Here is a 16,697-nt window from a genome sequence, read left to right as displayed (position 1 = left end):
GCTCCCGCTGAGGTGCCGCGATTGAAGCGCGAAGTAAAGGGGGCGCGGCTAGATCGCGTCTTCCTTTACGGCGTCCATGACCACATGAGTTGAGGTCTGCGCAACATGCGGCAGGGTGCTGACGCATTCGCCCAGAACGCGACGGTAGTTTTGCATATCCGACGTCCGTACCTTCAGTAGATAGTCGAATTTTCCTGCAATCATATGACATTGTTCAATTTCAGGGACCTTCAGAACGGACTGGTTGAAGTGTTTCAGCGCTGTTTCGCGGGTGTCGTCCAGTTTGACCTCGACAAAGGCGATATGAGCCAGCCCTAGTTTGACGGGGTTTAGCTGGGCGGTGTAGCCTCGAATATATCCGGCATTTTCCAACCTGCGCAGGCGTGTTTGGGTCGGGGATTTGGAGAGGTTTATCCGTTCAGCCAACTCGGTCACAGTAACCCTGCCGTTGGCGGAGACAGCTTTCAAAATTGCGGTGTCATAGGCGTCTAGGGTGTCGGTCATTTTTCCTGCAACTCCACGATTTTGCGGGAGGTAATCTGGTAAACCATACCAGATCGGGCCACAAAATTGCAATAGGGCTCATACTCTGGTCAAAATTCCTGCCGAAAAAGGTCCGATATGCTCTGCTCAACCGCCGCCGATATACGCACTCAACTTCGCGAACACATGATCCCCGACGAACGGGCGGTCATTGATGAATTGGTCTCGGTTGCAAAGCTGACTCCACAAGATCGCAGCAGGATAGCCGCATCGGGCGCTCAATTGGTAGAGCAAATCCGATCCTCCACCAAGCCGGGATTGATGGAGGTCTTTCTAGCAGAATATGGCCTGTCCACAGACGAGGGTGTCGCATTGATGTGCCTCGCGGAAGCCCTGTTGCGGGTGCCTGATGCCGACACCATGGATGCGCTGATCGAAGATAAAATTGCGCCGTCCGACTGGGGGCGCCATTTGGGGAAATCCGCATCGTCCTTGGTGAACGCCTCGACTTGGGCATTGCTGCTTACGGGAAAAGTTCTGGATGCCGAGGCCGCTGGGATCGCAGGGCAAATTCGCGGGATGGTTAAACGCGTGGGGGAACCTGTTATTCGCACGGCAGTCGGCCGAGCCATGAAGGAGATGGGCCGCCAGTTCGTGTTGGGCGAGACAATAGGCAACGCGATGAAGCGCGCTGAGGAGCAGCAGGCGGAAGGTTATACTTTTTCGTATGACATGCTCGGGGAGGCCGCGCGCACAGAGGCGGATGCCCTTGGGTATTATAACGCCTATTCCGATGCGATCAGTGCGATTGCCAAAACCGCAACGCTTGGCGACATCCGTGCAAACGCAGGGATTTCGGTGAAGCTCTCGGCGCTATATCCGCGCTATGAGGCCCCACAAAAGCAAGGCGTGATGGACGTGCTCGTGCCACGTCTTATGGACTTATGCCGATTGGCGGCGAAAGGGGGCGTCGGGTTGAACATCGACGCCGAGGAAGCCGACCGGTTGGATCTTTCCTTGGATGTCATCGAGGCCGCGCTTTGTGATACCGCGTTGCAGGGCTGGGACGGCTTTGGGGTCGTGGTGCAGGCCTATGGCCCGCGCGCGGGCTATGTCATCGACTGGCTTTATGCATTGGCACAGCGTTTGGACCGCCGCATCATGGTGCGCCTCGTGAAAGGGGCCTATTGGGACACAGAGATCAAAAGAGCGCAGGTCATGGGGCTGGCGGGCTTCCCCGTCTTTACCCACAAACAAGCCACAGATGTGTCCTACATTGCCTGCGCGCGCAAATTGCTAGAGCGCACGGATCGCATCTACCCGCAGTTTGCCACCCATAATGCCCATACCGTAGCGGCCGTGCTGGATATGGCGACGGATCACGACAGTTTCGAATTTCAGCGGTTGCACGGCATGGGCGAGCAGCTACATGACATCGTTTTGCGCGACCGGAAGACCCGCTGCCGTATCTATGCTCCGGTTGGGGCGCATCGGGATCTGTTGGCTTATTTGGTGCGCAGGTTGCTGGAAAACGGCGCCAACAGTTCGTTTGTGAACCAGATTGTTGACGAAGAGGTTCCCGCATCAGTTGTCGCGTCCGATCCGTTTGCCCAGCTGGACGGATTGTCCTTTCCGGCCGTGCCGCTGCCGTCTGATATCTTTCCCGGGCGGAAGAATTCTCAGGGGTGGGACTGGACTGATCCGCGTGACATGGAGGCTATCGATGCGGCCCGCGCAGAATTCAAATCGGACGTGCTCAAGGTGGGCTTGCTGTCCATAGACGGCGCATCCGCAACCGAAACACGCGACGTGACCTCCCCGTCCAACCCCAGCGATAGGGTTGGCAATGCGCAACTGGCGACTGACAAGGATGCGGCTGTGGCTGTTGCGGGGGCCACACCATGGGCAGTCAGCGCAACCGAACGGGCAGAGGTCTTGCGGAGGGCGGCAAATCTCTATGAGGCCAACATGGGCCGTATCTTTGCGTTACTTGCACGCGAAGCTGGAAAAACCATGCCTGACTGCGTCGGAGAGTTGCGCGAAGCCGTTGATTTTTTAAGATTCTATGCGGGGGAAGCCGAAAAGTTAACGGGGCCTGCACGGGGTCGCTTTGTTTGTATCTCTCCTTGGAATTTTCCCTTGGCGATCTTCACTGGGCAAATTGTGGCGGCATTGGCGGCTGGGAATGCGGTGCTGGCCAAACCGGCCGAGCAAACTCCGTTGATCGCCCATTTTGCGACGTCGTTGCTGCATGAGGCGGGGGTGCCGAAGGAGGCGTTGCAGTTGTTGCCAGGGGGCGGCGACGTGGGGGCGGCACTCACTGCTCAGCCGTTGATTGATGGGGTGTGTTTTACCGGATCAACCGCAACGGCGATGCGTATTCACGAAACCCTCGCGCAACACGGGAACGCCACCGCTCCGTTGATCGCGGAGACGGGAGGGTTGAACGCTATGATCGTGGACAGCACCGCCTTGCCGGAGCAGGTGACACGCGATGTCATTGCGTCGGCCTTCCAGTCGGCGGGGCAGCGCTGCTCTGCGTTGCGGTGTCTATACGTGCAAGAGGACGTGGCGGAAGGCCTGATCGAGATGTTGAAAGGGGCAATGGACGCCTTGCAGGTTGGCAGCCCTTGGGACGTCAAGACGGATGTCGGGCCGATTATTGATGCCGCCGCACGCAACAAGATTGCAAACTACATTCAAACAGCGCGATCAGAAGGAAGGGTGCTGCACGAGTTGACGTGCCCTGAAGAGGGTACATTCGTCGCGCCAACTTTGCTGCAGGTGGATGGCATCGCCCAGATGAAAGAGGAAATCTTCGGGCCGGTGCTTCATGTGGCAACATTCAAATCACATCAGTTGAATGAGGTGATTGAGGCCATCAATGCAACCGGATACGGGCTGACCTTTGGGTTGCACACGCGCATTGACGACCGCGTGCAATCGGTCGTCGATCAAGTGGAGGCCGGCAATATCTACGTGAACCGCAATCAAATCGGCGCGGTTGTCGGCTCTCAGCCGTTTGGTGGTGAAGGTTTGTCGGGGACCGGCCCCAAGGCTGGCGGGCCGTTGTATCTGACCAAATTTACCCGCAGTGCAGGGGGGGACGTGCCATCCGAGGTGTTGGATATGCCAGGCCCCACCGGTGAGACCAACCGACTAACCCATACCCCTCGCGCGCCTTTCTTGTGCTTGGGGCCGGATCACGCAGCACAGATAGAGGCGGTGACGCGGTCCGGTGGCACGGCGCGCCAAGGCACGCTGGATGAGGTGCAAACCGCGGCTGATATCTCTGGCGTCGTGTGGGGAGGGGATGCGGCAACTGCGCGCAAATTGCGCCAAGCGCTTGCCCAACGTGATGGCCCGATTTTGCAACTTCTAACGGAAGCCCCGCGCCCCTGTGATACCCTCTCAGAGCGACATATCTGTATCGACACGACCGCATCGGGAGGGAATGCTGCTTTGCTGGCAGAGGTGGGCGCTTGACGCTCTAGTCCCAATCCGTCAGCGTCAAATGTATGTTTCCAATTCGTGACCATAACCCGTCAGAGCGCACGCCCTATGTAACCTATGCGTTGATCGCATTGAATGTTGTGATCTTCGCGATCTACTGGCCCCTGTTTAACGATGAACGCGCGTTAGGCACGTTCTTCGCGACCTGGGGGATGCAACCCAATGAGATCAGCGCAGGGACGGATCTATACACCCTTGTGACCTCCATGTTTTTGCACGGCGGGTTGATGCATTTGGCCGGTAACATGCTGTTCTTGTGGATATTTGGCGATAATTTGGAAGACCAAATGGGGCATATCGGCTTCTTGGTATTCTATCTCGCGGCGGGTGTCGGGGCGGATATAGGACAATTGATGGCAAATGCGCAAAGTGCGGTGCCGGTGGTCGGGGCATCAGGTGCCATCGCAGGGCTTATGGGGGGATATCTGCTTTTGTTCCCGCGGGCGAAGGTCGACATCATTATCATATTCATCATTTTCTTTAAGGTTTTCACTGTCCCTGCTTGGGCCATGCTGGGTGTTTGGTTTGCTTTGCAGTTGTTCAACGGTGTGAACAGCCTTGGGGGCGATGCGGTAGGCGTCGCTTATTGGGCGCATGCGGGCGGGTTTGTCATTGGTCTGTTGCTGTGCTTGCCGTTGTGGCATAAGCGCGGCGGGGCAAACTACTGGCAGAAAACCCAAGGCCACCCGCCACATCCGGAAGTCGACTATGGATCGCGGGTGCCTGTTGTGAAGAGAGACAAATGACATCTACCGAGCCCGCAATCGCGGTGGTGCCTTATGGTCGCTGGCCGACTTTTGGGATCGCGAAAATGTCTCTTGATGAGCTGGTTTGGCCGCTTGGTCGCCCGGCACGCTTGCAAGAGGGTACAGTGGCGGACCTAAGCTCCGAAGATCACCTGCTCACCTTCCCGCGCAAGCCGATGTTCTACCTGCCTTGGTTTGGCGTGCAGGCACGGGTCTCTGTCATGATTGTGGAGCCTGACAGCGTGCATGCGCATCATCTAAAGAATGCTCGCCGGTTGCATCGGCGGTTCCACCGCGTTCTAACCAAAAACTCTGCCGTTCTTAAGGCCGTTCCCAACGCATTGCATTTCGTGTTTGGGTTTACGTTCATTGACGATCTGGATGCGATTGACCCGACCAAGTTGCAAATGACATCCCTAATTGCTTCGGCAAAGCGTGATCTAGAAGGGCATCAGTTGCGCCACCGGATCGTTGACCACTTGCGCGAAAAAAATTTGGATGTGGACGTGATGGGGCGCGGCTACAAGGCATTCGAGCATAAGCAAGACGGGCTCGCACCCTATCGGTATTCCGTGGTGATCGAAAACACGCAAGAGCTTGATTATTTTACGGAAAAAATGGTTGATGCAGCGCTTTGCAAAACTGTTCCGATCTATTGGGGGTGCCCCAACATAGCAAAATTTTTCGATCCCGATGGAATGATAATTTGCGAAACTGAAGAAGATATTCGTAAGGCTTTGATGCAAACTTCGGCCGAGGACTATGCATCACGCATTGACGCCCTTGAAGAGAACGCGAAACGGGCAAAGTTTTACGCAGATTACTTAGGTCGCGCAGCGCGTACGATAGAACAGGACAAACCCTGCCTTTACGCCTGAGTGCGGTGCCATTCTTCCCAAACGAAGTGATAGCACCAAGCCTGCGTATGCGACTTAACCAACTGGGCACGCACGCTATCGCGCAGCGCATCATCGGTTTCGCGAAACTGATGGAACTGAACTTGAATGATACCAAAGCGTTTGAGCTGATCGCAGGTCGAAAGGGCCGGTAACAAATCGTATTCGCCGCCCTCGATGTTGATCTTCATGAGGTCGATTGTGTCTGTCTCAAACGCCGCCATGAAGTCGCTCACAGCACGAACTTCACCAGATACAGCGTTTGTCACATCATTTACTGCCGAAGAGGCATCGCCATCATCGGACAGGTGCAACTCTCCTGCTTCACTGCCCAAAGCGAAGGCATGCACTATGATTTTGGGGTTATTGGCAAAGCGCTGTTCCAGTGCCTTGGCAAACGTAGGATGAGGTTCGAATACATGCACCGTCGCACCGTAGCGGTCAAAGATCTCCTGAGCCCAGTTTCCCTCAAACCCGCCGACATCAAACACAGTGCTTTCAGGGCCAATGCCCTCGAACTCGAAGCGTTTGGCTTCCATCTTGTCGCGTTTCCATTGGCGATAGGCTGTATATGCAGCGCGACGCCAAGGTTCACGGCGGAGGCGTAGCCATAGTTTAAGAGAAATACGCATTCAGGTCCGTCCGCAATTGAGTTAATTGACGATGTAGCTATGTCAAACGCGGCGATGCAGGGCAAGCCTTACAACTTTGGAGGGGCGATATGATTTACAGCAGAGTGTTTGGCGGTTTAGGGAACCAACTCTTTCAATATGCGACAGCGCGTGCGGTCTCTTTACGGCTCGAGACCGAGTTGGTGTTGGATACGCGGCTTGCACCCCCGGGGTCGCATTGGGCGTTTGCTTTGGACCACTTTAACATCAACGCTGCCATTGCAGACCCAAAGAGCCTACCACCTGGGAAAGACCAGCGATTGAAATATGCATTTTGGCGAGCCTTTGGACGCAATCCCAAGTTCCTGCGAGAGCGGGGGCTGGCATTTCAGGGAAGCATCAAAGAAGCTCCAGACAACAGCTATTTGCACGGGTATTTTCAGTCCGAGAAATACTTCGCGGATGTTCTTGATGAATTAGGTGATGAGCTACGGATCATTACGCCAGCGGACACACAAAATGCGGAATTTGCCGATCGCATCGTCGGGGCCGGTCACAGCGTCTCGTTGCACATGCGCCGCGGGGATTACCTCGGGACGCCAAAATCCAACGCAACCTATGCCACATGCGATGAAGCCTATTACTTGCGGGCGCTGGCGAAATTGTCGGAAGGTGTAGGCGATATCAAAGTTTTTGTGTTTTCCGATGATCCGGAGTGGGTTCGCGAAAATCTGAAACTTCCCTACGACATGACGGCGGTGGGTCACAACGGCCCTGACAAGCACTATGAAGACTTGCGGTTGATGTCGTGTTGCACTGATCATGTGATCGCAAACTCGACGTTTTCATGGTGGGGGGGGTGGTTGGACCGCAAGCCCGACGCACGTGTGGTCGGGCCTGCGAAATGGTTTAATGATCCAAAGTTGGCCAATCCGGATATTTTGCCAGATCGTTGGATCGCGGTCTAAGAACTTAGGCCCGCTCTGAGTATTCCATCGATTCTGTGTCGACGATGATGTCTTCGTCGACACCTACAAAGGGTGGGATCATCATGCGAACGCCATTGTCCAACACCGCGGGTTTAAAGCTTTTAGAGGCGGTTTGACCTTTGATCGCAGGTTCGGTTTCGACCACCTTGCATGTTACCTTTTGAGGGAGAGTAGCATTTAGAGCTTCAGACTCGTGGAACTCGACGACGGCAATCATGCCGTCCTGCAAGAAGGGGCGGCGTTCGCCCAGAAGGTCGGCGGGCAGTTCGATTTGCTCGTAGGTTTCAGTGTCCATGAAGGTCAACATGCCGTCAGTTTCATACAGGAACTGTTGGTCTTTTTGCTCCAACCGGACTTTTTCAACTTTGTCGGCACTACGGAAACGTTCGTTCAATTTCGAGCCGTTGCGCAGGTTCTTCATTTCGACTTGGGCAAAGGCACCGCCTTTGCCGGGCTTTACATGGTCCACCTTAACGGCGACCCATAGTCCACCGTTATGTTCCAATACATTGCCACCGCGGATTTCGTTTCCGTTAACTTTAGGCATTGTGTCATTTCCTTGGCAAAAGGTTGATTGTGTTCGGATCAAACCTATATCTGGGGAGCAATACGGAGGCAAGAAGACTAAATACGGTTAAGCATGAAGATTAGCTATGCAAAAAGCGCATGGGTGGTATTCCATAAATGCAATGACGAATCGGACAGTATGTGTCACAACCAGCTTCACGCCCAAAGATACAAGAGCAAAAACAAAGGAAACGAAATGGCTGCTGATTTCGTTGATGGCAACGCTTTCAACTTTGAACAAGGACAACGCGCGCGAAAGCTGTTTGCTGCCGTCGTTCTGGCCGCACTCGATGATGCGATTGCGGATGATAAAAAATATGGAAACGGTCCAGAGCAAATTGCTCGTTGGGCTCGCTCACGCGATGGTCGCGAAGTGCTTAGCTGCGCAGGTATCGACCCTAACGAGCGTGTTGTGACTGGCCTTATGGCCTTTGTTGGAAATGGTGTGCGTACGTCTGTCGCGCTGTCACGCGAAGAAAGCGAACGCCGGAACCAAGCCGAAGCTGCATAAGCTTGATCTCTTCTTTAAGTTAAAAAGCGCGCCCCCTTGGGGGCGTGCTTTTTTTGTGGGTGGTGCTGGCGAAGATCTGAAACTTTGGTGCGGGCGGGGGGACTCGAACCCCCACGGGCATACGCCCAACAGATTTTAAGTCTGGTGTGTCTACCATTCCACCACGCCCGCATCCGACGTGCCATCGCTGAACCAACGGGTTGGTGCCGCGATCTGCGGCGAACATAGCGAGGAGCCGCAGGGGCTTAAAGATCAAAGGTCGGTTTTTATGTCGTTTTCTTCTTCATCGGGAAGTGGCGTCACGCGGTTTCGTTCTGGCAGCCAAGGGTTCAGGATCAACGCCCGACGCAGCGCGATTTGCCCCTCGCGGTCTCGTCCCAGCTGTATCAACGCCAAGGCTTGCCCTACGATCGCACCGATGTGGTCGGGCATTAACTCTACCGCTTTGGTCAGGTCTTTCAGGGCCGCGTCGTAGTCTTGGCGGATAAAATTCACAAAAGCGCGCTGGTTATAGCCTTCTGCATAATCGGGGCAATAGTCCACCAATGTATCGAAGTCGCTGAGCGCCCCAGTCAGGTCAAAGGACGCGCGGCGGTTCATGCCGCGTTCCAGAATTTCTTGCGCGGTCTCATCGGGGGCGGTGGCCCAAATCCCCCACAACTCGTTGGTGAAGTCTCGCGCGACTGTTTGACTGGGGGCGGCTTCGATGAGGTCCATGAGTGCATTGTGCCGCTCGCTCCGCTCGGGCAGGGGCGGGCAACTCGCAAAGGCAGGCGAACACAGCAGGACTGTTGCAAGGTACAAGATGCGCATGTGTAATTGACGCGGCTTTGGGGGGATCGGTCAAGTGTCTGGCGGTAAGATTTTCGTCAACACAGGAAGAACAGCCGTCAGGTAGTGCTCTACTTTGCGGCAACTTGGTGGTAGCGGGTAGCCTCAATGATTGCTTATGCCACCCTTTTCACATCCGCGCTGATCGCGGCCACGATCCTGCCTTTGCAATCAGAGGCCGTTTTGGTCGCACTACTTGTATCAGGAGAACATCCTGTGGGTGCGCTGCTGGCGGTAGCGACTTGCGGGAACGTGTTGGGTGCGGTGATCAACTGGGCGCTTGGGCGGTCTCTGCTGCGGTTTCAAAACCGGCGCTGGTTTCCCGTCTCTCAGGCGCAATTGTCCCGTGCGCAGTGGCGGTATCGTCGCTACGGGCGGTGGTCCTTGCTGGGAAGCTGGCTGCCAATTGTGGGTGACCCGCTTACCGTAGTGGCAGGCGTTATGCGCGAACCAATCGGGCCGTTTTTGGTGTTGGTCACGATTGCCAAGTTCGGGCGCTACCTTGTGCTGGCCATGGTGGCGCTGGCTTGGGTTTAGTCGCGGGTTCCGGAGAACCTTTCGGCCCACTCTGTGCGTTGATCATCGCTGATCTTGGCAAATAGCACTTCGGGCACGGTAAATTCATGGCCCACCGGCAGCACGCCTAGGGCGGCTTCCAGGTCGTCTGGCCAGCTCATGTCCAAAGTGTTCATGCCCGACAGCATTTGTGCGGAGGCCGTAGGAATGAAAGGGGCAGATAAAACGGCGTATACTCGGATCAGGTTTAGCGCCAAGCGAATTTGAGCGGCAGCCTGCTCAGGATCGGTTTTAAAGGTCGACCACGGGGCCACTTCTTGCAGATACTCGTTCCCCGCAGCCCAAATAGAGCGCAGCTCGGCCGCGGATTTACGCACATCCATGGCGGCCATATGGGTCTCATAGGCGCGTGTCTTGGTGGTGAGATCGGCAATCAGGGCTTGTTCGCGCTCGCCATATGTTCCGCCCTCGGGCACGGCGGGGCTGAATTTGGAGTTGCAGAATTTAGTGACGCGCGACACGAAATTGCCCAGCACATCCGCCAAGTCTTTGTTCACCGAGGATTGAAAGTTCTCCCATGTGAATTCGCTGTCTGACGTTTCGGGGGCATGGCTCAGCAGCCACCAGCGCCAATAGTCGGCGGGCAAGATTTCCAGCGCTTGATCCATGAAAACGCCGCGCCCTTTGGAGGTAGAGAACTGTCCGCCATCATAGTTGAGGTAGTTGAACGATTTGATGTAGTCGACCAGCTTCCAAGGCTCACCCGAGCCCATGATCGTGGCGGGGAAGCTGAGCGTGTGGAATGGCACGTTGTCCTTGCCCATGAATTGCACATATTGCACGTCTTCAGCGCCCTTATCGGTGCGCCACCAGCTTTCCCAGGCGTCGTCGTCCAGCCCGCGCGCGTCGGCCCATTCCTTGGTGGCTGCGATATATTCAATCGGCGCATCAAACCAAACGTAGAAAACCTTGCCTTCCATGCCAGCCCACTCAGCGTCGCCGTCCTTGACGGGTACGCCCCAGTTCAGGTCACGGGTGATGCCACGATCACGCAGACCGTCGCCGTCATGCAGCCATTTCTTTGCGATGGATGTCGTCAAAACCGGCCAGTCGCCTTTGGAGGTGATCCACGCATCCAGCTGGTCTTTCAGCTTGGACTGGCGCAGGTACAGGTGCTTGGTCTCACGGACCTCCAAATCAGTGGAACCAGAAATCGCAGACCGCGGATCAATCAGATCGGTTGGGTCCAGCTGTTTGGTGCAGTTCTCACATTGGTCGCCGCGCGCGCCGTCGTAGCCGCAGTTGGGGCAGGTGCCTTCGATGTAGCGATCTGGCAAGAAGCGGCCATCGGCGTTGGAATAAACCTGCTTTTCGGACACTTCTTCTATGTAGCCTTCCGCCTTCAAGCGGCCCGCAAAATGCTGTGTCAGCTTTTTGTTTTGATCGCTGGACGACCGCCCGAAGTGGTCAAAGGACAGCCCGAAGCGATTGGCAATGTCCGCTTGGATCTCGTGCATTTCAGCGCAGAACTCATCGACCGGTTTGCCCGCTTTGGCGGCGGCCAGCTCGGCAGGGGTCCCATGCTCGTCCGTGGCGCAGATGAACATGACCTCGGACCCGCGTGCACGGTTGTAGCGTGCGTAAAGGTCGGCAGGCAGTTGAGAGCCCACAAGGTTCCCGAGGTGCTTGATCCCGTTGATATAGGGAATGGCAGAGGTAATGAGGATGCGCGTCATGTGATCGTCCTTGGCCGGTGTTGCGCTGGTTTAGCCCAAGCCTGCGCCTCCTGCCAGTGCTGGAATTCGCAAAAGGTTAAGCTATTTGCGGTCGCGGTGGCGTCTTAACAGCCGACCGATCGTGAAAGAGGTGCGCGGGGCGTAAATATAGGGCGTGCGTTGTTGTGGGGTCGCGCGCGCGCGCATCCGGTTCAAACCAAAGAGCACCAGCACCCCGTGCCCAATCGCCATCAGGATGAACAATGCGGTCGGGCCGAAAGCCTCCATCAGCTTGGACGCGCCAAGCGGAGACGCGATGGCTCCCACCGCGTAGAAAAACATCAGTGCGGCGGATAGCTCCACCCGTTCTTCGGAACTTGCGAAATCATGGGCATGTGCGGTTGCAACCGAGAATATCGGGAAGGTGGTGAAGCCGAAGACAGCAGCCCCCAGCAACACCATTGTGGTGCCGCCAGTGGCCGAAAACACGGTAAATACGCTCGACAGGATTGCCGCCACCGATAGCCAGATAAGCACCCAGCGACGGTCGTATTTATCTGCAATCCAGCCGGAGGGAACTTGCGCCAATGCTCCACCGGCCACGAATGCCGCCAAGAAGATACCGATTTGATCAGGCCGCAGCCCCACCTCTTGACCATAAACCGGTCCAACCATCCGAAATGCCGCGCTGTTCAGGCCCGCGACCACGACGGCTGCGGCAGCCAGCGGGGACCGTGCGATGGCCAACATGGGGCGCAAACGCGGGGCGCTTGGCGTGTCGGGCGGTCGGGCTGTGGTCAATGTCAGCGGCAAGATGGAGGCGCAGCAAAGCAACGCCAACAGGTTGTAGGACACGTAGGATGCCGGTTCCAACACACCGATCATCAATTGCGCGACCAAAGACGCCCCCATGTCCACCGACCGGTAAGTGCCCATGGCGCGGCCGCGCGTCTCATTGGTGACCTTTGAGTGCAGCCATGCCTCGATAACTGTATAACACCCAGCAACACAAAGCCCCGAGGCAATCCGCATTAGCGCCCAAGCATAAGGGTTGATAATTAGCATATGGGCCAATAGCCCGATGGCCCCCGTTGCCGTGAAGGCCGCGAAGGCGCGGGAATGTCCGACCGATCCCATTGCGCGTGGCGCCCACCAGCAGCCGATGAAAAAGCCCAAGAAATGCGCTGATCCAAGCAAGCCGACCTCCGCCTTGGAGAAGTCAAGCGTAAGCCCCGATAGGGCGTCCAGCGGGCCAACCCCTCCGGAGGACAGCTGCAGCAATACGACCGAGAAAAACAGGGCGGCGAAGGAAATCAAAAGACGCATGCGTTTGCCTTTATGCAATGTTCTAGGCTTCACCTGTTGCTCTGCACACTGCAAGCGATTTCGCGTCACCAATTTGTCGCTGGAAGGCAAAAAGTCTGGATTGTGTCGAAAACTTCCTAAATACTGCCCGCATTATTTAATTCTATTTTCGTGAGGTTGAACATGATCACTGCAAGACAATACGGCGCAATGATGCGTCAACAAGGAGTGCTCTGGCCTATTCCGGCAATTGATGCGGAAGATATGATGTTGCCAGATGTATCGATTTACCAGATTGGCCAGCGCAGCATTTCCAATGTGTTTGTGCGGGTGCGCAAAAATTGGGCTACGGTCTATGTGAAGCCCGCATATACCAGTTACCGCGCCGCGTTTGACGCCGTGATGCCGCGTACATCTGAAGGGCAGGATGTGGATCACTTGTTGCCGCGCTCCAAGGGGGCGGGGGCAGATTTTCTGGCGCTTGGGCGGATCAGCGGCACGTCAAATCGCGGGTGGAATGACGACGAAAGCTATCAGGCCATGGCGCAAAAGGTACGCAACATGCCAACGGCCTCACCGCATTCATTTGTGTCCAGATTGACGGATATGGAGCGCGGATGGGCCGTGGTCACCTGCTACATCCGCCCGTTTCGCGAGTTGAACCAAAGCGTCTTGACGCGGGTCGAAATCGAAGCCTCCTAGTTCCGCTTCACGCGGGCGGTGATGTCCAGTTCTATGGCGTCATCGACCAAATCTGCATAGCCCGTGGCCCCAAAGGCCGCGCGGCTGATCCGGCCATTGACACGAAAGCTGAGCTGGCTCAGGTCATTCGCCTGTGTTCCCGCTTGCCGGAAGAGCGCTGCTTGCAAAGTGACGGGCCGCGTGATGCCCTTGATTGTCATGCGACCGTCAATTTCCGCCCCATCCGAAAGGCGCCCATTGCCATTGAGGCGGATCGTCGTGGATCGAAACCGGATTGTCGGGAAGTTTTTGGCATCTAGAACAGAGGCGGCCTTCAGGGCCTCGGTGGCAAAGATGAAACCGGTTTTCGCGCGCTTGACATCGACCTCCACATCAATTGAAGATTTTTCCAAGGCTTGCACGTCAATCATCACCGAAGCGCGTTTGACCGGCATATTGCCCTTTGAGGGTTTGCCGGCCAGTTGGTAGCTAAAGCCCACATTGGATTTGCGAGGCTGCAACGCATAGGCGGAGGGGGCCGAAAAGGCACCACCTGCAAAGGGGAGTGCAGCCAAAGATGTGATCAACGCGCGACGGGTGAAATGGGTCATAGTAAATCCAGATGTGATCCCTGAACTCTATACGTGTTTCGCAGCTCGGGTGGTCAAATTGTCATCACAGATATGTGGGGTGCATTTGCTTTTGCGGTTGCCACGACAAGGAAGGTGAGTAGGCTCCGCGTCCAGATATCCACTCATTCGACAGAAAGTTCTCCGATGAAAACAGTTCGCCTAGGCCGTACCGACTTGATGGTTTCCCAGCTTTGCTTGGGGTCGATGACATGGGGGACACAAACCTCGCAAGACGGGGCGTTCGCGCAAATCGAGGCCAGTCTCGACGCTGGCATCAACTTTATCGATACAGCCGAAGCTTATCCGGTAAATCCGATGAACAAGGAAAATGCGGGCAAGACCGAAGAGATCATCGGCAACTGGTTTGCCAAGACGGGGCGTCGTGATGAGGTGGTTTTGGCGACCAAAGTGGCAGGAGTGGGCAACTACATCCGCGACGGCGAGGAAATCTCGGCGAAAACCATTCGCGAGGCGGTCGAGGGGTCGCTGACGCGCCTGCAAACCGACGTGATTGACCTGTATCAACTGCACTGGCCAAATCGCGGCAGCTACATGTTCCGCCAAAACTGGACATATGACCCGTCTAAGCAAAACCGCGCAGCGACAGTCGCGCATATGGAAGACGTGTTGGGTGCATTGCAGTCCTTGGTGGCTGAAGGCAAAATTCGCCATATTGGCCTCAGCAATGAAAGCGCGTGGGGCACCATGATGTGGCTGCAAATCGCCGAGTGTATGGGCGGGCCTCGGATGGAAAGCATCCAGAACGAATATTCTTTGCTATGCCGCCTCTATGATACCGATCTGGCGGAGCTGTCGCATAACGAGGACATCTCGCTTCTGGCGTTTTCGCCGTTGGCGGTTGGCTATCTCACGGGCAAATATCAAGGTGGGGCGATGCCGGAAGGCTCGCGCATGTCCATCAATTCGCAAATGGGCGGGCGGGCATCTGATCGGGTGCTTGGCGTGGCGCAGGTCTATCTGGACATTGCGGCCAAACATGGTCTGGATCCTGTTCATATGGCGCTTGCGTGGTGCTGCCAACGCCCGTTCCCGACAATCCCGATATTTGGGGCGACGACGATGGATCAGATGAACCATATCATTGCCGGCAAGGATCTGGTGCTTGAGCAATCGGTCTTGGACGACATCAACGCCGCCCACCGTGCGCACCCCATGCCATATTAACCGCATGTCGCCTACGGGCGATAATCTGGCGAAATTGGACCAGCGGGGGGAAGCGCGATTTTGCCTGCTGCTTTAAAAGGGAGACCACTAATGCCGTTAGAAATGAACCGCGACGTGTTTATCACATGTGCCGTAACCGGCTCGGGCTCTACGCAAGACAAAAGCCCCCATGTGCCGCGTTCCCCCAAGGACATTGCACAGAGTGCCATTGCTGCCGCCAAGGCGGGGGCGGCCGTGGTGCATTGCCACGTGCGCGACCCTGAAACGGGCGTGCCATCGCGGGATTTGAAACTGTACCGCGAAGTGACGGACCGTATCCGCGATGCCGAGGTGGATGTGGTGCTGAATCTGACCGCGGGCATGGGGGGGGACATTGTCTTTGGCTCTAGCGCGGCCCCACTTCCCGTGGCAGATGGCACCGACATGATCGGGGCAGAAGAACGCGTCGCCCATATCGCCGAATGCCTGCCCGAGATTTGCACGCTAGATTGCGGCACCATGAATTTCGCCGAGGCCGACTACGTCATGACCAACACACCGGGCATGCTGACGGCTATGGGCACGATGATGACCCAGCTTGGCGTCAAGCCCGAGATCGAGGCCTTTGACACCGGCCACCTTTGGTATGCCAAGCAGCTGGTCAAGGACGGGGTGCTCGACAGTCCGGCTTTGGTGCAGCTGTGCATGGGCGTCCCATGGGGCGCGCCGGATGATCTGAATACCTTCATGGCGATGGTGAACAATGTGCCGGACGACTGGACCTTCTCGGCCTTCGGGCTGGGGCGCAACCAGATGCCATATGTCGCCGCCAGCGTCTTGGCGGGGGGCAATGTGCGCGTGGGCCTAGAGGACAATCTGATGCTGGATCGCGGTGTATTGGCGACGAATGCAGATCTGGTGACCCGCTCTGTCGAGATCATTGAGCGCTTGGGTGCCAAGGTCATCGGCCCCGAAATGGTGCGCGAAAAGCTGGGTCTTACCAAACGGGCCCCGCGCGGGTGAGGCGGTGGTGGGCACTTTTGGGGCTGCTGGTGGTCGCAGCCTGCGCGCCGCAACCCGCCTTTGTGCCGGACGGCTTCCGCGACACGACAGTGGCGATTACCTCTTCCACGCGCTTTGACGCCAAGCGATTTGCAGGGGATTGGAATGTCGTTGAAAGCTTTGAGCAGACCCCGCGCGAAGTGGCCATCAGTCGCGTGACTTTCCGCGCGGAAGCTGGCGGATACCGATACATTCCCCAAGCCGCAATCTCCCCTTTGGCGGCGGACGCAGAGGGGGCGGAATGGCCGCTATTGAATGTCGGACAGTTTGGGCGCCTGACTCAAGAGGGCGCAGACCCGATCTGGGTGATCTGGGTCGACGAGGACCACCGCACGGCGGTCTTGGGCACACCGTCGGGGCGCTTTGGGATGATCCTGAACCGCACGAAAAGCCTGCGCGCGGACCGCCTTAAGGCCGCGCGGGAGATTTTGGCATTCAACGGCTATGATCTGACGCAACTGAGGAGAAGGTGATG

The 16,697-nt window shown here is 56.5% G+C and carries 17 protein-coding genes and 1 tRNA gene; 10 read left to right on the top strand and 8 right to left on the bottom strand.

Annotated features, from left to right (window positions below; all coding sequences use genetic code 11):
• Positions 1 to 48: 48 nt before the first annotated feature.
• Positions 49 to 504, bottom strand: a complete 456-nt coding sequence (locus Q0746_RS04320) for an Lrp/AsnC family transcriptional regulator (RefSeq protein ID WP_298257550.1) — start codon at positions 502 to 504, stop codon at positions 49 to 51.
• A gap of 117 nt (positions 505 to 621) precedes the next feature.
• On the opposite strand from Q0746_RS04320, the gene putA reads away from it, so the two are divergent.
• Genes putA through Q0746_RS04305 form a run of 3 tightly spaced genes read left to right on the top strand, consistent with a single transcriptional unit; the run spans position 622 to position 5,620 of the window.
• On the top strand, positions 622 to 3,969 hold the full coding sequence (gene putA, locus Q0746_RS04315; RefSeq protein WP_298257548.1) for a bifunctional proline dehydrogenase/L-glutamate gamma-semialdehyde dehydrogenase PutA: 3,348 nt from the start codon (positions 622 to 624) through the stop codon (positions 3,967 to 3,969).
• Between the two features lie 32 nt (positions 3,970 to 4,001).
• Positions 4,002 to 4,742, top strand: coding sequence for a rhomboid family intramembrane serine protease (locus tag Q0746_RS04310; protein WP_298257546.1), 741 nt, complete (start codon positions 4,002 to 4,004; stop codon positions 4,740 to 4,742).
• Complete coding sequence (locus Q0746_RS04305; protein ID WP_298257544.1) at positions 4,739 to 5,620, top strand: glycosyltransferase family 10; 882 nt, start codon at positions 4,739 to 4,741, stop codon at positions 5,618 to 5,620. The genes Q0746_RS04310 and Q0746_RS04305 overlap by 4 nt, the downstream gene beginning before the upstream one ends.
• Here the strand turns inward: Q0746_RS04305 and Q0746_RS04300 are convergent.
• Positions 5,611 to 6,270, bottom strand: a complete 660-nt coding sequence (locus Q0746_RS04300) for an FkbM family methyltransferase (protein WP_298257541.1) — start codon at positions 6,268 to 6,270, stop codon at positions 5,611 to 5,613. The two genes, Q0746_RS04305 and Q0746_RS04300, sit on opposite strands and share 10 nt — an antisense overlap.
• Positions 6,271 to 6,359: 89 nt before the next feature.
• Here Q0746_RS04300 and Q0746_RS04295 point away from each other — a divergent pair, with 89 nt between their 5' ends.
• Complete coding sequence (locus Q0746_RS04295) at positions 6,360 to 7,217, top strand: alpha-1,2-fucosyltransferase (RefSeq protein ID WP_298257539.1); 858 nt, start codon at positions 6,360 to 6,362, stop codon at positions 7,215 to 7,217.
• Positions 7,218 to 7,221: 4 nt separating this feature from the next.
• Here the strand turns inward: Q0746_RS04295 and efp are convergent, their stop codons facing one another.
• On the bottom strand, positions 7,222 to 7,785 hold the full coding sequence (gene efp, locus Q0746_RS04290) for an elongation factor P (protein ID WP_298257537.1): 564 nt from the start codon (positions 7,783 to 7,785) through the stop codon (positions 7,222 to 7,224).
• 216 nt (positions 7,786 to 8,001) lie between these two features.
• Here efp and Q0746_RS04285 point away from each other — a divergent pair, with 216 nt between their 5' ends.
• Positions 8,002 to 8,316: a DUF6280 family protein gene (locus Q0746_RS04285; RefSeq protein ID WP_298257535.1), complete on the top strand. Its 315-nt coding sequence runs from the start codon at positions 8,002 to 8,004 to the stop codon at positions 8,314 to 8,316.
• 85 nt (positions 8,317 to 8,401) lie between these two features.
• On the opposite strand, the gene Q0746_RS04280 is transcribed toward Q0746_RS04285, so the two are convergent.
• Positions 8,402 to 8,487: transfer RNA gene (locus tag Q0746_RS04280), tRNA-Leu, on the bottom strand.
• 81 nt (positions 8,488 to 8,568) lie between these two features.
• Complete coding sequence (locus tag Q0746_RS04275) at positions 8,569 to 9,033, bottom strand: tetratricopeptide repeat protein (RefSeq protein WP_298257533.1); 465 nt, start codon at positions 9,031 to 9,033, stop codon at positions 8,569 to 8,571.
• Between the two features lie 222 nt (positions 9,034 to 9,255).
• On the opposite strand from Q0746_RS04275, the gene Q0746_RS04270 reads away from it, so the two are divergent.
• Positions 9,256 to 9,684, top strand: a complete 429-nt coding sequence (locus tag Q0746_RS04270; protein ID WP_298257531.1) for a YqaA family protein — start codon at positions 9,256 to 9,258, stop codon at positions 9,682 to 9,684.
• On the opposite strand, the gene metG is transcribed toward Q0746_RS04270, so the two are convergent.
• Positions 9,681 to 11,399 carry a methionine--tRNA ligase gene (metG, locus tag Q0746_RS04265; RefSeq protein ID WP_298257529.1) on the bottom strand — a complete coding sequence of 573 codons (1,719 nt, stop codon included), beginning with the start codon at positions 11,397 to 11,399 and terminating at the stop codon, positions 9,681 to 9,683. The two genes, Q0746_RS04270 and metG, sit on opposite strands and share 4 nt — an antisense overlap.
• A gap of 81 nt (positions 11,400 to 11,480) precedes the next feature.
• Positions 11,481 to 12,704 (bottom strand): MFS transporter, encoded by a 1,224-nt coding sequence (locus Q0746_RS04260; protein WP_298257527.1) that lies wholly within the window; start codon positions 12,702 to 12,704, stop codon positions 11,481 to 11,483.
• Positions 12,705 to 12,866: 162 nt separating this feature from the next.
• Here Q0746_RS04260 and Q0746_RS04255 point away from each other — a divergent pair, with 162 nt between their 5' ends.
• A complete protein-coding gene (locus Q0746_RS04255; protein WP_298257525.1) occupies positions 12,867 to 13,385 on the top strand; it encodes a hypothetical protein in 519 nt (172 codons plus the stop codon).
• On the opposite strand, the gene Q0746_RS04250 is transcribed toward Q0746_RS04255, so the two are convergent.
• Positions 13,382 to 13,975 (bottom strand): YceI family protein, encoded by a 594-nt coding sequence (locus tag Q0746_RS04250; protein WP_298257523.1) that lies wholly within the window; start codon positions 13,973 to 13,975, stop codon positions 13,382 to 13,384. The two genes, Q0746_RS04255 and Q0746_RS04250, sit on opposite strands and share 4 nt — an antisense overlap.
• Before the next feature lie 165 nt (positions 13,976 to 14,140).
• Here Q0746_RS04250 and Q0746_RS04245 point away from each other — a divergent pair, with 165 nt between their 5' ends.
• From Q0746_RS04245 to Q0746_RS04235, 3 genes are all read left to right on the top strand, one after another.
• Positions 14,141 to 15,181 (top strand): aldo/keto reductase, encoded by a 1,041-nt coding sequence (locus Q0746_RS04245; RefSeq protein WP_298257521.1) that lies wholly within the window; start codon positions 14,141 to 14,143, stop codon positions 15,179 to 15,181.
• 90 nt (positions 15,182 to 15,271) lie between these two features.
• Positions 15,272 to 16,183, top strand: a complete 912-nt coding sequence (locus Q0746_RS04240; protein WP_298257519.1) for a 3-keto-5-aminohexanoate cleavage protein — start codon at positions 15,272 to 15,274, stop codon at positions 16,181 to 16,183.
• On the top strand, positions 16,180 to 16,695 hold the full coding sequence (locus Q0746_RS04235) for a lipocalin family protein (RefSeq protein ID WP_298257517.1): 516 nt from the start codon (positions 16,180 to 16,182) through the stop codon (positions 16,693 to 16,695). The genes Q0746_RS04240 and Q0746_RS04235 overlap by 4 nt, the downstream gene beginning before the upstream one ends.
• Positions 16,696 to 16,697 lie beyond the last annotated feature (2 nt).

The sequence above is a fragment of the uncultured Litoreibacter sp. genome (assembly GCF_947487515.1).
In the GTDB taxonomy this organism is placed as follows: domain Bacteria; phylum Pseudomonadota; class Alphaproteobacteria; order Rhodobacterales; family Rhodobacteraceae; genus Litoreibacter.
The sequence above is the reverse complement of the archived record's forward strand: the minus strand, read 5'-3'. Positions and strand labels throughout refer to the sequence as shown.

Coding starts and splice junctions, on each gene's coding strand:
- Q0746_RS04250 (WP_298257523.1), bottom strand. CDS start 13,975: ATGACCCATTTCACCCGTCGCGCGTTGATCACATCTTTGGCTGCACTC.
- metG (WP_298257529.1), bottom strand. CDS start 11,399: ATGACGCGCATCCTCATTACCTCTGCCATTCCCTATATCAACGGGATC.
- Q0746_RS04320 (WP_298257550.1), bottom strand. CDS start 504: ATGACCGACACCCTAGACGCCTATGACACCGCAATTTTGAAAGCTGTC.
- Q0746_RS04285 (WP_298257535.1), top strand. CDS start 8,002: ATGGCTGCTGATTTCGTTGATGGCAACGCTTTCAACTTTGAACAAGGA.
- putA (WP_298257548.1), top strand. CDS start 622: ATGCTCTGCTCAACCGCCGCCGATATACGCACTCAACTTCGCGAACAC.
- Q0746_RS04310 (WP_298257546.1), top strand. CDS start 4,002: ATGTTTCCAATTCGTGACCATAACCCGTCAGAGCGCACGCCCTATGTA.
- Q0746_RS04260 (WP_298257527.1), bottom strand. CDS start 12,704: ATGCGTCTTTTGATTTCCTTCGCCGCCCTGTTTTTCTCGGTCGTATTG.
- efp (WP_298257537.1), bottom strand. CDS start 7,785: ATGCCTAAAGTTAACGGAAACGAAATCCGCGGTGGCAATGTATTGGAA.
- Q0746_RS04245 (WP_298257521.1), top strand. CDS start 14,141: ATGAAAACAGTTCGCCTAGGCCGTACCGACTTGATGGTTTCCCAGCTT.
- Q0746_RS04255 (WP_298257525.1), top strand. CDS start 12,867: ATGATCACTGCAAGACAATACGGCGCAATGATGCGTCAACAAGGAGTG.
- Q0746_RS04300 (WP_298257541.1), bottom strand. CDS start 6,270: ATGCGTATTTCTCTTAAACTATGGCTACGCCTCCGCCGTGAACCTTGG.
- Q0746_RS04305 (WP_298257544.1), top strand. CDS start 4,739: ATGACATCTACCGAGCCCGCAATCGCGGTGGTGCCTTATGGTCGCTGG.
- Q0746_RS04295 (WP_298257539.1), top strand. CDS start 6,360: ATGATTTACAGCAGAGTGTTTGGCGGTTTAGGGAACCAACTCTTTCAA.
- Q0746_RS04270 (WP_298257531.1), top strand. CDS start 9,256: ATGATTGCTTATGCCACCCTTTTCACATCCGCGCTGATCGCGGCCACG.
- Q0746_RS04240 (WP_298257519.1), top strand. CDS start 15,272: ATGCCGTTAGAAATGAACCGCGACGTGTTTATCACATGTGCCGTAACC.
- Q0746_RS04275 (WP_298257533.1), bottom strand. CDS start 9,033: ATGGACCTCATCGAAGCCGCCCCCAGTCAAACAGTCGCGCGAGACTTC.